The sequence below is a fragment of the Mesorhizobium sp. BHscii genome, from assembly GCF_053848065.1.
Genome location: NZ_JBSPKW010000008.1, coordinates 28,638 through 41,244 on the forward strand (window position 1 = coordinate 28,638; position 12,607 = coordinate 41,244).

Annotated in this window: 14 protein-coding genes and 1 tRNA gene; 12 read left to right on the forward strand and 3 right to left on the reverse strand. The window is 65.8% G+C overall.

From position 1 onward, the window contains the following. Window positions 1–2: 2 nt before the first annotated feature. From ACWTU7_RS13395 to ACWTU7_RS13405, 3 genes are read left to right on the forward strand one after another with little or no spacing between them, the layout of a single operon-like run. On the forward strand, window positions 3–635 hold the full coding sequence (locus ACWTU7_RS13395; protein ID WP_029352070.1) for a precorrin-8X methylmutase: 633 nt from the start codon (window positions 3–5) through the stop codon (window positions 633–635). Next, window positions 632–1,390, forward strand: coding sequence for a precorrin-2 C(20)-methyltransferase (locus ACWTU7_RS13400; RefSeq protein ID WP_455841377.1), 759 nt, complete (start codon window positions 632–634; stop codon window positions 1,388–1,390). The genes ACWTU7_RS13395 and ACWTU7_RS13400 overlap by 4 nt, the downstream gene beginning before the upstream one ends. After that, entirely contained in the window at window positions 1,387–2,151 is a 765-nt protein-coding gene (locus tag ACWTU7_RS13405; protein WP_029352074.1) for a precorrin-3B C(17)-methyltransferase, read from the forward strand. The genes ACWTU7_RS13400 and ACWTU7_RS13405 overlap by 4 nt, the downstream gene beginning before the upstream one ends. Here ACWTU7_RS13405 and ACWTU7_RS13410 read toward each other — a convergent pair. After that, window positions 2,115–2,897: a cobalt-precorrin-6A reductase gene (locus ACWTU7_RS13410; protein ID WP_455841390.1), complete on the reverse strand. Its 783-nt coding sequence runs from the start codon at window positions 2,895–2,897 to the stop codon at window positions 2,115–2,117. The two genes, ACWTU7_RS13405 and ACWTU7_RS13410, sit on opposite strands and share 37 nt — an antisense overlap. A 1-nt stretch (window position 2,898) precedes the next feature. Here ACWTU7_RS13410 and cbiE point away from each other — a divergent pair, with 1 nt between their 5' ends. From cbiE to cobT, 7 genes are all read left to right on the forward strand, one after another. Continuing rightward, window positions 2,899–4,140, forward strand: coding sequence for a precorrin-6y C5,15-methyltransferase (decarboxylating) subunit CbiE (gene cbiE / locus ACWTU7_RS13415; RefSeq protein ID WP_455841378.1), 1,242 nt, complete (start codon window positions 2,899–2,901; stop codon window positions 4,138–4,140). Beyond that, entirely contained in the window at window positions 4,137–4,523 is a 387-nt protein-coding gene (locus ACWTU7_RS13420) for a cobalamin biosynthesis protein (RefSeq protein ID WP_455841379.1), read from the forward strand. The genes cbiE and ACWTU7_RS13420 overlap by 4 nt, the downstream gene beginning before the upstream one ends. Next, a complete protein-coding gene (cobM, locus tag ACWTU7_RS13425) occupies window positions 4,520–5,284 on the forward strand; it encodes a precorrin-4 C(11)-methyltransferase (protein WP_455841380.1) in 765 nt (254 codons plus the stop codon). The genes ACWTU7_RS13420 and cobM overlap by 4 nt, the downstream gene beginning before the upstream one ends. Next, window positions 5,281–6,099 carry a uroporphyrinogen-III C-methyltransferase gene (gene cobA, locus ACWTU7_RS13430; RefSeq protein ID WP_455841381.1) on the forward strand — a complete coding sequence of 273 codons (819 nt, stop codon included), beginning with the start codon at window positions 5,281–5,283 and terminating at the stop codon, window positions 6,097–6,099. Before cobM ends, cobA begins: the two co-directional genes overlap by 4 nt. Then, on the forward strand, window positions 6,096–7,406 hold the full coding sequence (locus ACWTU7_RS13435) for a cobyrinate a,c-diamide synthase (protein WP_455841382.1): 1,311 nt from the start codon (window positions 6,096–6,098) through the stop codon (window positions 7,404–7,406). The genes cobA and ACWTU7_RS13435 overlap by 4 nt, the downstream gene beginning before the upstream one ends. A 63-nt stretch (window positions 7,407–7,469) precedes the next feature. Continuing rightward, entirely contained in the window at window positions 7,470–8,249 is a 780-nt protein-coding gene (locus ACWTU7_RS13440; protein WP_455841383.1) for an adenosylcobinamide-GDP ribazoletransferase, read from the forward strand. A 24-nt stretch (window positions 8,250–8,273) separates the two neighbouring features. Continuing rightward, a complete protein-coding gene (gene cobT, locus ACWTU7_RS13445; protein ID WP_455841384.1) occupies window positions 8,274–9,284 on the forward strand; it encodes a nicotinate-nucleotide--dimethylbenzimidazole phosphoribosyltransferase in 1,011 nt (336 codons plus the stop codon). A 117-nt stretch (window positions 9,285–9,401) separates the two neighbouring features. On the opposite strand, the gene ACWTU7_RS13450 is transcribed toward cobT, so the two are convergent. Together ACWTU7_RS13450 and ACWTU7_RS13455 are read right to left on the reverse strand one after the other, a co-directional pair. Beyond that, window positions 9,402–9,477: transfer RNA gene (locus ACWTU7_RS13450), tRNA-Lys, on the reverse strand. Window positions 9,478–9,581: 104 nt separating this feature from the next. After that, entirely contained in the window at window positions 9,582–10,493 is a 912-nt protein-coding gene (locus ACWTU7_RS13455) for a PhzF family phenazine biosynthesis protein (RefSeq protein ID WP_455841385.1), read from the reverse strand. Between the two features lie 112 nt (window positions 10,494–10,605). Between ACWTU7_RS13455 and ACWTU7_RS13460 the strand changes: the two genes are divergently transcribed. Next, the gene (locus tag ACWTU7_RS13460; RefSeq protein WP_455841386.1) at window positions 10,606–11,898 is read left to right on the forward strand and encodes an efflux RND transporter periplasmic adaptor subunit; all 1,293 of its coding nucleotides are present in this window, start codon (window positions 10,606–10,608) and stop codon (window positions 11,896–11,898) included. Between the two features lie 4 nt (window positions 11,899–11,902). After that, the gene (locus ACWTU7_RS13465) at window positions 11,903–12,607 is read left to right on the forward strand and encodes an ABC transporter ATP-binding protein (protein ID WP_455841387.1); all 705 of its coding nucleotides are present in this window, start codon (window positions 11,903–11,905) and stop codon (window positions 12,605–12,607) included.

Consider the following 12,607-nt stretch of genomic DNA (forward strand, 5'->3'; position numbering starts at 1 on the left):
ACATGGCCGCCTACGACTATATCCATGACGGCACGGCCATCTATGAGCGCTCCTTCGCCATCATTCGCGCCGAGGCCGACCTGTCGCGCTTTTCCGATGCCGAGGCCGATGTTGCCATCCGCATGATCCATGCCTGCGGCCAGGTCGAGGCCAGCAGGCACTTTGTTTTTTCCAGCGATTTCGTCGCCGCCGCACGCACGGCTTTGGCGGGTGGCGCGCCGATCTTCTGCGACGCGGAGATGGTCTCGCACGGTGTCACCCGCGCCCGGTTGCCGGCCGGTAACGAGGTGATCTGCACGCTGCGCGACCCGCAAACGTCTGACGTCGCGAAAAAGATCGGCAACACCCGCTCCGCTGCAGCCATAGACCTGTGGGGCGAACGCATGGCCGGTTCGGTCGTCGCCATCGGCAATGCGCCGACAGCACTTTTCTACCTGCTGGAAAGATTGCGCGACGGCGCGCCGAAACCGGCTGTTATAATCGGCATGCCGGTCGGTTTCGTCGGTGCTGCCGAATCGAAGGATGCGCTGGCCGAGAATTCCTATGGCGTGCCCTACGCGATCGTGCGCGGCAGGCTTGGCGGCAGCGCCATGACGGCCGCCGCACTCAACGCACTGGCGAGGCCGGGTCTGTGAACGCGATTGCAAAAGGCAGGCTTGTCGGCGTCGGCACCGGTCCCGGCGACCCCGAACTGCTGACGCTCAAGGCCGTGCGCGCGCTGGCCGAAGCCGATGTGGTCGCGCATTTCGCCAAGCGCGGCAACAACAGCAATGCGCGTGCCGTCGTCGGCGCGCATTTTCGTCCCGATTTGATAGAGTTGCCGCTGCTCTATCCCGTGACCACCGAAATCGACAAGGAGCACAGCGATTACCGGTTGCAGATAACGGATTTCTACGAAGAGTCGGCCGAAAAAATCGCCGAGCACCTCAGCGCCGGCAGGACGGTCGCGGTGCTTTCGGAAGGCGACCCGCTGTTCTACGGCTCCTACATGCATCTGCATGTCAGGCTGGCGCACCGCTTCCCGACCGAGGTCATTCCCGGCGTCACCGCCATGTCCGGCTGCTGGTCGGCGACCGGAACGCCGATCGTCCAGGGCGACGATGTATTGACCGTGCTGCCGGGCACGATGAGCGAATTCGAGCTGACCCGCCGCCTGGCCGACACCGATGCCGCCGTCATCATGAAGGTCGGCCGTAACCTGCCCAAGATCAGGCGTGCACTGGAAGCGACCGACAAGCTGGCGCGTGCCGTCTATGTCGAGCGCGGCACCATGCGGGGCGGCGTTTCGATGCGGCTGGCCGACAAGCAGGACGACAAGGCGCCCTACTTCGCCATCGTGCTGGTGGCCGGCTGGTCAGGCCGGCCCGCCGCATTGGGAGCCGAAACATGAGCGGCCGCCTGACGGTCATCGGCCTCGGACCAGGCAATGCCGACCAGGTGACGCCGGAGGCAAGCCGCGCCGTCGCCGAGGCAAAATTCTTCTACGGCTACAAGCCCTATCTCGACCGGCTCGATCTGCGCCCCGACCAGACCCGCGTCGCCTCGGACAATCGCGAGGAGCTGTCCCGCGCCAGGGACGCGCTGGTAAAGGCTGCGCAGGGCCACGCTGTCGCCGTCGTCTCGGGCGGCGACCCCGGCGTCTTTGCCATGGCAGCGGCCGTCTGCGAGGCGATCGAGGCCGGCCCGGCCGAATGGCGTGCCGTTGACGTCGCGATGCTGCCGGGTATCACCGCAATGCTCGCGGTCGCTGCCCGCATCGGTGCACCGCTCGGCCATGATTTCTGCGCCATCTCGTTGTCGGACAATCTAAAACCCTGGGACCTGATCGAGCTGCGGCTGCTGGCGGCGGCGGGCGCCGGCTTCGTCATCGCGCTCTACAATCCGATCAGCAAGGCGCGCCCCTGGCAGCTTGGCCGCGCCTTCGAATGCCTCACGGCGATCTTGCCCGGCACCACGCCGGTCGTCTTCGGTCGCGCCGCCGGCCGTCCCGACGAGCGCATCGAGGTGTTTTTGCTGGCGGAAGCCGATGCGGAAAAGGCCGACATGGCGACCTGCATCATCATCGGCTCGCCGGAAACCAGGATCATCAAGCGCGGCGAAAAACCGGCGCTGGTCTACACGCCGCGTTCGGCGGCGGGCCCAAGAAAATGACTGACCAGAAAATGATCGACCATCGCGGCAAGCGCTTCGACGGTTTCCGCCGACGGGACATCCGGCAGCGTCGACCTACGGATCATGACCACCTCGATGCCGAGCGCCCGCGCTGCGGCGATCTTGCCGTAGGTCGCCTCGCCGCCGCTGTTCTTGGAAACGACGACGTCGATGCGGTGTTCCAGAAGCAGTGCACGTTCGTCGGCTTCCCGGAACGGCCCGCGCGCCAAGAGATAGGTCGCATCGGGCACAGCGAGCCTTGGCTCGACCGGATCGACGCTGCGGATAAGATAGTGATGTTGGGGTGCGGCCTCAAAAGCGGCGACCTCCTGCCGCCCGAGCGCCAGGAAAACGTGGCGTGGAGCCGACCCCAGCGCCGTCACCGCGCTGGCAACACTGTCGACCAGCGTCCACCGGTCGCCTTCGGCAGGCTCCCAGCCCGGGCGCCTGAGCGCAATGATCGGCACGCCGGCCTCATGCGCCGCTTCCGTGGCATTGGCGGAGATTTGCGCCGCATAGGGATGCGTGGCGTCGATCAGCAGGTCGATGTGGGTCTCGCGCAGATATGCCGCCAGCCCGGCGGCACCACCGAAACCACCCGTACGGGTGGGCACGTCTTGCGCGACAGGATTTTCGGTGCGGCCGGCCAGCGACAGCGTGAGCGACACATCGTTGCGCGCGACCAGCTTTCCCGCCAGTTGCCGGGCTTCGGTGGTTCCGCCGAGGATCAGAATACGGTGGGTCATCATGCCTGCTGACGGTCCGCGCGGCGCCAAGCTCAACTCAAGATGGCTAACAATTGTCGGCATCGGCGAGGACGGTGTAGCGGGTCTCGGCGAAGAGGCCAAGCGGTTGATCGCCGAGGCCGAATTCGTCTTCGGCGGCACGCGCCACCTTGCCCTTGTCGCATCGCTCACCAAAGGCGAAGCACGCGCCTGGCCGACCCCTTTCGATGCAGAAATGGGCGACGTGCTGGCACTTGCGGGTAAAAAGGTCTGTGTGCTGGCCTCCGGCGATCCGTTCTTCCATGGTGTCGGCGTCACCCTTGCTCGCAAGATTCCTTCGCAAGAGATGCAGGTGATTCCCGCCCCTTCGGCCACATCGCTGGCCGCCGCCCGCCTCGGCTGGGCGCTGCAGGATATCGAGACCATTTCGCTGCACGGCCGCTCGCTCGACCTGATCCGGCCACTGCTGCATCCGGGCACCCGCATCCTTGCGCTGACCTCGGACGGCGATGCACCAGCCGCGATTGCGCGCCTGCTGACCGAACTCGACTTCGGCGCGTCGCGTCTAACGATTCTGGAGGCACTGGGCGGCCCGAACGAAAGGCTGCGTTCGACGCGTGCGGACGCCTTCGACCTCGAAAAGATCAACCCGCTCAACGTGCTGGCAATCGAAGTTGGATCGACTTCAGAAGGACGCATCCTGCCGCTGACGTCAGGCCTTGGCGATCATTTGTTCGAGCATGACGGCCAGATCACCAAGCGCGAGGTGCGCGCCATCACCCTGTCCGCCCTCGCCCCCAGGCGCGGCGAATTGCTGTGGGACATCGGCGCCGGCTCGGGTTCGATCGGCATCGAATGGATGCTCGCCCATCCCTCCATGCGCGCCATTGCCATCGAGGCCGATCCAACCCGCGCCGCCCGCATCCGCCGCAACGCTTCACACTGTGGCGTGCCTGGCCTTGTCGTGGTCGAAGGCTCGGCACCGAAGGCGCTTGCCAGGCTAGGCACGCCCGACGCGATCTTCATCGGCGGCGGCGGCAGCGATACCGGCGTGCTGGGCGCGGCGATCAAGGCCCTGCGTGTTGGCGGCCGGCTGGTCGCCAACGCAGTGACGCTGGAGATGGAGGCGCTGCTTCTCGCCCGTCACGCCGCGGTCGGCGGCGATCTCACCCACATCTTTATCTCCCGTGCTTCACCGGTTGGTTCGATGCAGGCATGGCGGCCGGCTATGCCGGTCACCCAATGGAGCTGGGTCAAGCCATGATGATCGCGGGCATCGGCAGCCGCAAAGGCGTGAATGTGCAAGACGTTCTTGCGGCCATAGAAACCGCGCTGGAAGCGCATGGGCTGGCGATGACGGCGCTTTCGGCGCTCGCCACCGCTTCTCTGAAGCAGGACGAGCAGGCAGTCTTCTCGGCGGGGCGCGAGCTCGCCCTGCCAGTGATCGTTGTCGAGGACGATGCGCTCAGGGCCGCGTCTTCGCGCGCAATCAGCCGCTCGAGCCTGTCGCAGGAACATGCCGGCACGCCGTCGGTTTCCGAAGCCTCCGCGCTTGCCGCCGCCGGGAAAGGCGCAAAACTGCTTGGGTCCCGCATCGTGCTCGGCCCGGTCACCTGTGCCATCGCCATCAGCGGAGACGCGGTATGACCGTCCACTTCATCGGCGCCGGACCGGGCGCGGCCGACCTCATTACGTTGCGCGGCAGCCGGCTGCTGGCAAGCTGCCCGGTCTGCCTCTATGCCGGCTCGATCGTCGCCCTGGAACTGTTGCAGCACTGCGCGCCCGGCACGAAATTGATCGACACCGCGCCGATGTCGCTCGACGAGATCGAAGCGGAATATGTGGCGGCCCACCAGGCCGGCCACGACGTCGCCCGCCTGCATTCCGGCGACCTGTCAGTGTGGAGCGCCGTTGCCGAGCAGATCCGCCGGCTGGAGAGGCACGGCATCGCCTATACGCTGACGCCGGGCGTGCCGTCATTCGCGGCCGCTGCGGCAGCGCTGCGCCGCGAACTGACCATTCCCGAAATCGCACAAAGCCTGGTGCTGACCCGCATCTCCGGTCGTGCCTCGAAAATGCCGCCCGGCGAAACCCTGGCCGGCTTCGGCCGCACCGGCGCGACGCTGGCCATTCACCTTGCCATCCACGCCATCGACCGTGTCGTCGCCGAGCTGACGCCATTCTATGGCGCCGATTGCCCAGTGGCGGTTGTCTTCCGCGCCTCCTGGCCGGACGAGCGCGTGCTGACCGGCACGCTGGCCACCATCGCGGCGCAATTGGCCGCCGATCCGATGGAACGAACGGCGATTATATTCGTCGGCCGCTCGCTGGCAGCGGAGGGCTTTGGCGAGAGTTCACTTTACGACGCCCACTATCAGCGGCGTTTTCGCGGGCGGGACGGATTGTGAACGACGGCACCGGAAACAGAGGTGGAAACGCGACGATCGAACAGGCTTTGGCCCGGCTGAACTTCAAACCGCGCCAGCTGGAGCCGGGCCATGTCTGGCTGGCCGGCGCCGGCCCCGGCGATCCAGGCTGCCTGACGCTGGAAGCGCTGGCCGCGCTTGGGCAGTGCGACGCCCTCGTCTACGACGCGCTGGTATCTCCCGATGTCGTGGCAGTGGCGGCGAGTGCCGAGCTGTTCTATGCCGGCAAGCGCGGCCGCCAACCGTCGATGAAGCAGGAAGACATCACCGCCTTGCTTGTGCGGCTGGCGCGAGAAGGCCGCCGCGTCGTCAGGCTGAAAGGCGGCGACCCCTATGTTTTTGGTCGCGGCGGCGAAGAGGCCCTGGCGCTGGCGCGCGAAAACATCCCGTTCCGCATCCTGTCCGGCCTGACTTCAGGTCTCAGCGCGCTGGCTGGAGCCGGCATCCCGGCCACCATGCGCGGCGTCAACAAGGCGGTGATCCTGGCCACCGGCCACGCTGCCGGCACCGATGACGACCTCGACTGGGCGGCAATCGCCCGGACCGGCCAGCCGGTCGTCGTCTATATGGGAATGGCCAATCTGCCGCTGATATCAGCCTCGCTGCTCGAGGGCGGCCTGCCGCCTTCCACGCCTGCTGCAGTGATCGTCGCCGCGACGACGCCGCAGGAGCGCATCGTCGTCGCCACGCTCGCCACCATCGCCGAGGAGGCGGCCGCCGCCGGGTTGACCTCGCCGGCGCTGATCGTCGTCGGCGGCATCGTCGCGATGCGCGCGGCATTGGCGGGCGAGCCATGACCCGCGCGATCATCATCGGCGCGCCGCGCTCGGGCTCGGGCAAGACCAGCGTCACAATCGGTATCCTGCGCGCGCTCGCCCGGCGCGGTCTGAAAGTGCGTGGCGCCAAATCCGGGCCGGACTATATCGACCCCGGCTTCCACACCGCCGCGACAGGCCTTTCCGGCGTCAATCTCGACAGTTGGGCAATGCCGCCCGCCTTGCTCAACGCGCTAGCCGGTGACGCAACTGAAGATGCCGATTTCATCTTCCTCGAAAGCGCGATGGGCTTGTTCGACGGGATTCCCGCTGCTCCGGGCCGCACCGGCTCGGCCGCAGATCTTGCCCGGCTTTACGGCCTGCCGGTGCTGCTGGTGCTCGACGTTTCCGGACAGTCGACCACGGCGGCGGCCGTCGCCAAGGGTTTTGCCGCCTATGACCCCGATGTGCGCATGGCCGGCGTCGTGCTCAACCGGCTGGGCAGCGAGCGCCACCGCCGGCTTTGCAGCGACGCGATCGAGGCGATCGGCCTGCCTGTTGTCGGCGCGATCCTGCGCGATCCATCGCTCAACCTGCCGGAGCGCCATCTCGGCCTCGTCCAGGCCGGCGAATATGAGGATTTGATGGCCCATCTCGACCGGTTGGCCGAGATGGTCGAAAGATCGCTCGACCTCGAGGCCATCATGGCGCTGGCGGCGCCAATTGCGCCCGCGCCGGGCAACTTCAGCGACGCGCTGCCACCGCCCGGCCAGCGCATCGCACTGGCCGAGGACGCTGGCTTCGCCTTTATCTATCCGCATGTCGCGGCGTATTGGCGCAAAGCCGGGGCGGAAATCGTCCCCTTCTCGCCGCTCGCCGACGAAGCGCCCAGCGACAGTTGCGATGTCTGCTGGCTGCCCGGCGGCTATCCCGAACTTCACGCCGGCCGCCTTGCGGCGGCTGCGAATTTCCGGGCCGGCATTGAGGCGTTTTCGGCAACACGGCCGGTGCATGGTGAGTGCGGCGGCTTCATGGTGCTCGGCGAAGCGCTGGAGGACGCATCGGCAGAGACGCACAGGATGCTCGGCCTGCTCGGTCACTCGACCAGTTTTGCCAAGCGAAAGATGAATCTCGGCTACCGCGAGGCGCGGCTGCGCGCCGATTGTCCACTGGGACCCCAGGGCACGCTGATCCGTGGCCACGAATTCCACTATGCGCAGATGAGCGCAACTGGCAATGATGAGCCATTGGCCGACCTCGCTGACGGCCAGGGCAATCCGCTCGGCGCCTCCGGTTACCGCCGCGGCCATGTCAGCGGCACGTTCTTCCATGCCATTGCGAGAGGCTAGAGCATGATCCCGAACCGGAGGTCCGCGTCAGCGAAAAGTGGGAACCGGTTTTCGGAATAGATCATGCTCAAACTCAAGGACATGCCCCCTTCGCCCCGCCAAGCGCTCGATGACATCGCGCTCTGCTTCGTCTTCTTCACCCGGCTGCCGCTGCCGGTCGTCGATTTCCGGGACCGCAGCCTTGCTGCCGCGATCTGGGCAGCGCCGGTCGCCGGCCTCGCCGTCGCTCTGATTGGCGCCTTGGTTTACGCGATCGGGACCTGGCTCGGCCTTGCATCTGGCCCGGCAGCGGCACTTGCCCTTGCCGCGACCTTGCTCGCCACCGGCTGCATGCATGAAGACGGACTTTCGGATGTCGCCGACGGTTTTGGTGGCGGCAAGACACGCGAGAAAAAACTGGAGATCATGCGCGACAGCCGCATCGGCGCCTATGGCGCTTGTGCGCTCGGCATCTCGCTGCTGATCCGCTGGAGCGTGCTTTCCGAATTCGCCAGCCCGGCGCAGGTTCTCGCCGCTCTCCTTGCCGCGCATGCCGCTTCGCGCGGCCTGCTCGGCGCTTTCATGCATCTGTTGCCGCCGGCGCGCAGCGACGGTCTCTCGGTTGACGCAGGCACCGTGTCGGCCGAAACCGCCATTGCCGGCGCCGTGCTCGGCGCTGTGGCGGTGCTGACGCTAGGGTTCGGTGGCGCGGTCGCCGCGCTCATCCTGCTCGGCCTGTTGTTTGCCGCCTTCCGTATGCTGTGCCTCAACCAGATCGGCGGCCAGACCGGCGATACGGTCGGCGCGCTGCAGCAGTTTGGCGAGATCGCAATACTGCTCGTCGCTTCCGTTTGCCTTTCCTGACTCTGTTTCGGAGACTTTCCCCCCATGTCTTTCAAATCGCTTGATGAATTACGCGCGGCCTGCCTCGACCTGCCTGCCGGCAGCGACGCCGCGGCAAATGCTGTCGCCCGCCGCCAGGACACGTTGACCAAGCCGCAAGGCAGTCTCGGCCGGCTGGAAACCATAGCGGCCTGGCTTGCGCGCTGGCAGGGCCGCGACATGCCGAAGCTCGGCCGCGTCAAAGTCTTCGTCTTTGCCGGCAATCACGGCGTCACCGGACAGGGCGTGTCCGCCTTCCCGTCGGAGGTCACCGTGCAGATGGTGGCGAATTTCGCCGGCGGCGGTGCCGCCATCAACCAGATCGCCCGCATCGCCGGTGCCGAACTCGACGTCATTCCGCTCGATCTCGATCATCCGACCGGCGATTTCACGCAAGTGCCGGCAATGGACGACGAAGCCTTCCTCGCCGCCGTCTCGGCCGGGTACGGCGCGGTGACGAAAGACCTCGACCTAGTCTGTTTCGGCGAAATGGGCATCGGCAACACCACGCCGGCGGCAGCCATTTCGGCCGCCCTGTTCGGCGGCGGCGCGGAAAAATGGACCGGGCGCGGCACCGGCGTCGACGATGCCGGCCTGGTGCGCAAGATCACGGCCATCGAGGCCGGCCTCAAGCGCCACGCCGAGGCGCTTGCCGACCCGCTGAAGATCGCAGCAGCCCTTGGCGGACGCGAACTCGCCGCCATCTTTGGCTCTACGCTGGCAGCGCGTCATCTCGGCGTGCCGGTGCTGCTCGACGGCTTCGTCTGCACTGCCGCCGCGGCCCCTTTGGCCGGGCTGCACCCCACCGGCCTCGCCCACACGCTGGCAGCTCACGTCTCGGCCGAATCCGGTCACCGCCGCCTGCTCGAAGCGCTCGGCCTGCCGCCCTTGCTCGATCTCGGCATGCGGCTCGGCGAAGGCTCCGGCGCATGCCTCGCCGTCAACATTGTCCGTTCGGCGCTCGAATGTCATGCCCGCATGGCAAGCTTCGCCGAGGCTGGGGTGTCGGAGAAGTAAATGCTCGCAAACTCATGAGAGGCGACACGGCTCGATACAGGGGCGTGAGACTGAGATTTTCAGTCTCACATTCTCGCCCCGTTCTCAGGGTCTTGCCACCTAAGTCTTTGAAATCTTTGGTGGGTGCGACAGGGATCGAACCTGTGACCCGCTGATTAAGAGTCAGCTGCTCTACCAACTGAGCTACGCACCCACTCGCCGGTAAAACCAGCGTCGGCGGGCATATAGCCGCCGCCATCCGGCATGTCCAGCCCTGCCGGATTCATTTCCCGACAAATCGGCAGGAGTTACTCGCGATCAGACAAACAATCGGCCTTCCGCTACTTTGACGGCATGGCCACCGATGCGGGCGGCGGCCAGCCTGCCGCCTTCGACATTCAGTTCGAGGCGAATGCGCGAAGGCCGGCCCATCTCAAGCCCTTGCTCGATCCACAGTCGCGAGACCCCGTCTCGCGGGCCGTCGAAATGCATGATAGCGCCAGCGAAGGCGGCCGCCGCCGAACCGGTCGCCGGATCTTCATAGGAGGGACTGCCCGGCACGATCATGCGGACATGGAAGGCGCTGTCGTGGTTCACCGTCTCGCGGCAGTAGACATACGGGCTGGCGAAGGCCCAATCGCTCTTGCGGGGTGCTAATTCCGACCACGCCTGGTTATCCAGCCTTATCCGGGCGGCGGCCTCCAGATCGGCGACCGGAACGGTCACATAGGGCACTCCGGCCGACCAGAACGAGACGCGGTGATTCTCGAAGCCGATTTCGTGCGGACCCAACCCAAGTGCGGCGCCGATCGCCACCGGGTCGGCGGACAATTCCAGTTGTTCCGGCAGCTTGGCCAGGTCGAACTCGGCAAAGATGGTGCCATCATGCTTGCTGACGGCGCAGCGCACCGGGCCGATATTCTCCTCCAGGACGAAGATGCCGGCGGTGTCGCCATCGCCAGCTATTTCGGCAAGCGCGATCGCGGAACCGACAGTCGGATGGCCAGCGAACGGCATCTCATAATCGGGCGTGAAGATGCGGATGCGGGCGCGGTGCTTGGGATTGTCAGGCGGCAGCACGAAAACGGTTTCCGACAGGTTGAACTCGCGTGCGATGGCCTGCATCGCGGTCGTGTCCAGCCCCTTGCTGTCAAGCACGACGGCCAGCGGATTGCCGGCCAGCCGCTCGGTCGTGAACACGTCGTACAATAAGTAGTTCCGGGTCAGCATTGTACAAAGCCTTCTGCCTCAATCCCAACATGGGCGAAATTTAATTTGATATTTGAACCATTCGGCCTGATCTGTGCACTGATGGGATTACCACTGTTCATAGGGGTCCGGCGTGGACCAGATTGTCAATCTGCCAAAGACGGAATCCACTTCCGACATAGAGACGGCACTCGGGCTTGACCACCTGGGTCTGAAGAAGAAACGCCATCGCGGCTGGCTTTATGGCCTGCTTGTGCTGGTCGTCATCGCCGCAAGCCTCGCCGGCTATCAATGGTACGCCGCGTCTCCCGCCAGGATCGACTATACCACGGCGCCGGCCGCTGTCGCCGATCTCACGGTCGAGGTATCGGCGACCGGCACGCTGCAGCCCCTCACCCAGGTCGACATTTCGAGCGAACTGTCCGGCGTCGTCCGCTCGGTCGCGGTCAACGAGAACCAGCAGGTGAAGAAGGGCGATGTGCTGGCTGCGCTCGATACGGCCAAGCTGGAGGTGCAGATCGAGCGCGCCGAGGCTTCCGCCAAGGCGGCGGCCGCCAATGTCGAGACCGCCACCGTAACCCTCACCGAAAACGAAAGGGCGCTTGTGCGCGCGGCGGCACTCACCAAGCGCGGCATGGCGACGGACCAGTCGCTTGAAGCGGCGACCGCGACGCGCGACCGCTCCAAGGCAGCGCTCGACAGCGCCAAAGCCAGTCTTGCCATCGCCAATGCCGATCTCAAGGCGCAGCAGACGGACTTCGCCAAGAGCACCATCTATGCGCCCATCGACGGCATCGTTCTGACGCGCTCGGTCGATCCCGGCCAGACGGTTGCCTCCTCGCTGCAGGCGCCGGTGTTGTTCGTCATCGCCGCCGATCTCAGAAATATGGAATTGAAGGCAGCGGTCGACGAGGCCGACATCGGCGCGGTCAGGCCCGGCCAGCATGCGCGCTTCACCGTCGACGCCTTTCCGGAACGGCGGTTCGATGCCGAGATCCGCGACATTTCGTATGCTTCGGTCACCACCGACGGCGTCGTCACCTACGATGCACGGTTCGAGGTCGACAACAACGAGCTTCTGTTGCGGCCTGGGATGACTGCCACCGTTTCGGTCGTCACCAGGCAGGCCAAGGGCGTGCTCACAGTGCCGGCGATCGCCTTTCGCTATCGGCCGGCGCAAACAGCCGCCCGCGCGTGGAGCCTGAGCGACCTGTTCACGGGCCGCATGGGCCGTCCAGGCGGCAACCGCCAGCGCCTGGCGACGTCGCAGCCTACCGACGGCTCGCGCACGCTCTACGTGCTGGAGAACGGCCGGCCTCGGCCGGTCAGCGTCAAGGTCGGCTCCACCGATGGCGAACTGACCGAGATCACCTCCGGCCTCGAAGAAGGCGCGCACGTCATCACCGCAGCGCAGCAGCGGAGCTGAAATCATGTCAGGTTCGCTGCTCATCACCTTCGACAAGGTCTGGAAAAGCTATGGCCAGGGCGAGGCCACGGTCCATGCGCTGGCTGGTGTGGACCTTGCTATCCGCAGCAGCGAATTCGTCGCCATCATGGGACCGTCCGGCTCCGGCAAGTCGACGGCGATGAACATCATCGGCTGCCTCGACACGCCGACGGCCGGAACCTACAGCTTCATGGGCATCGATGCTGGCCGTCTCGACCGCAACCGCCGCGCCATGCTGCGCAACCTCTATGTCGGCTTCGTCTTTCAGGGCTACAATCTCCTGCCGCGCACCACGGCGGTGGAGAATGTCGAATTGCCGCTGATCTATCGCGGCGTTGCCGCCCGCGAGCGTCATGACCTCGCAATGAAAGCGCTGGCCGAGGTCGGCCTTATCGGCCGCGAGCACCACACGCCGGCCGAGCTTTCCGGCGGCCAGCAGCAGCGCGTGGCGATCGCGCGCGCCATTGTCACCAGGCCGACCCTGCTCGTGGCCGACGAGCCGACCGGCAATCTCGACACCGCCCGCACCCACGAGATCATGGAACTCTTGACCAGGCTGAACACCGAGCTTGGCCTCACCATCGCCATGGTCACGCACGAGGCCGATGTCGCCGGGTATGCCGAGCGCACAATCCGCTTCCTCGACGGACATGTCGCATCCGACACCATGAACCTTGAGGTGGTGTAA

What these genes read in the sequence shown, in the direction of transcription:
- cobT (WP_455841384.1), top strand. Translation starts at nt 8,274, where the DNA reads ATGTCTTTCAAATCGCTTGATGAATTACGCGCGGCCTGCCTCGACCTG.
- ACWTU7_RS13440 (WP_455841383.1), top strand. Translation starts at nt 7,470, where the DNA reads ATGCTCAAACTCAAGGACATGCCCCCTTCGCCCCGCCAAGCGCTCGAT.
- cobM (WP_455841380.1), top strand. Translation starts at nt 4,520, where the DNA reads ATGACCGTCCACTTCATCGGCGCCGGACCGGGCGCGGCCGACCTCATT.
- ACWTU7_RS13395 (WP_029352070.1), top strand. Translation starts at nt 3, where the DNA reads ATGGCCGCCTACGACTATATCCATGACGGCACGGCCATCTATGAGCGC.
- ACWTU7_RS13455 (WP_455841385.1), bottom strand. Translation starts at nt 10,493, where the DNA reads ATGCTGACCCGGAACTACTTATTGTACGACGTGTTCACGACCGAGCGG.
- ACWTU7_RS13410 (WP_455841390.1), bottom strand. Translation starts at nt 2,897, where the DNA reads ATGACCCACCGTATTCTGATCCTCGGCGGAACCACCGAAGCCCGGCAA.
- ACWTU7_RS13420 (WP_455841379.1), top strand. Translation starts at nt 4,137, where the DNA reads ATGATGATCGCGGGCATCGGCAGCCGCAAAGGCGTGAATGTGCAAGAC.
- cbiE (WP_455841378.1), top strand. Translation starts at nt 2,899, where the DNA reads ATGCCTGCTGACGGTCCGCGCGGCGCCAAGCTCAACTCAAGATGGCTA.
- ACWTU7_RS13465 (WP_455841387.1), top strand. Translation starts at nt 11,903, where the DNA reads ATGTCAGGTTCGCTGCTCATCACCTTCGACAAGGTCTGGAAAAGCTAT.
- ACWTU7_RS13435 (WP_455841382.1), top strand. Translation starts at nt 6,096, where the DNA reads ATGACCCGCGCGATCATCATCGGCGCGCCGCGCTCGGGCTCGGGCAAG.
- ACWTU7_RS13405 (WP_029352074.1), top strand. Translation starts at nt 1,387, where the DNA reads ATGAGCGGCCGCCTGACGGTCATCGGCCTCGGACCAGGCAATGCCGAC.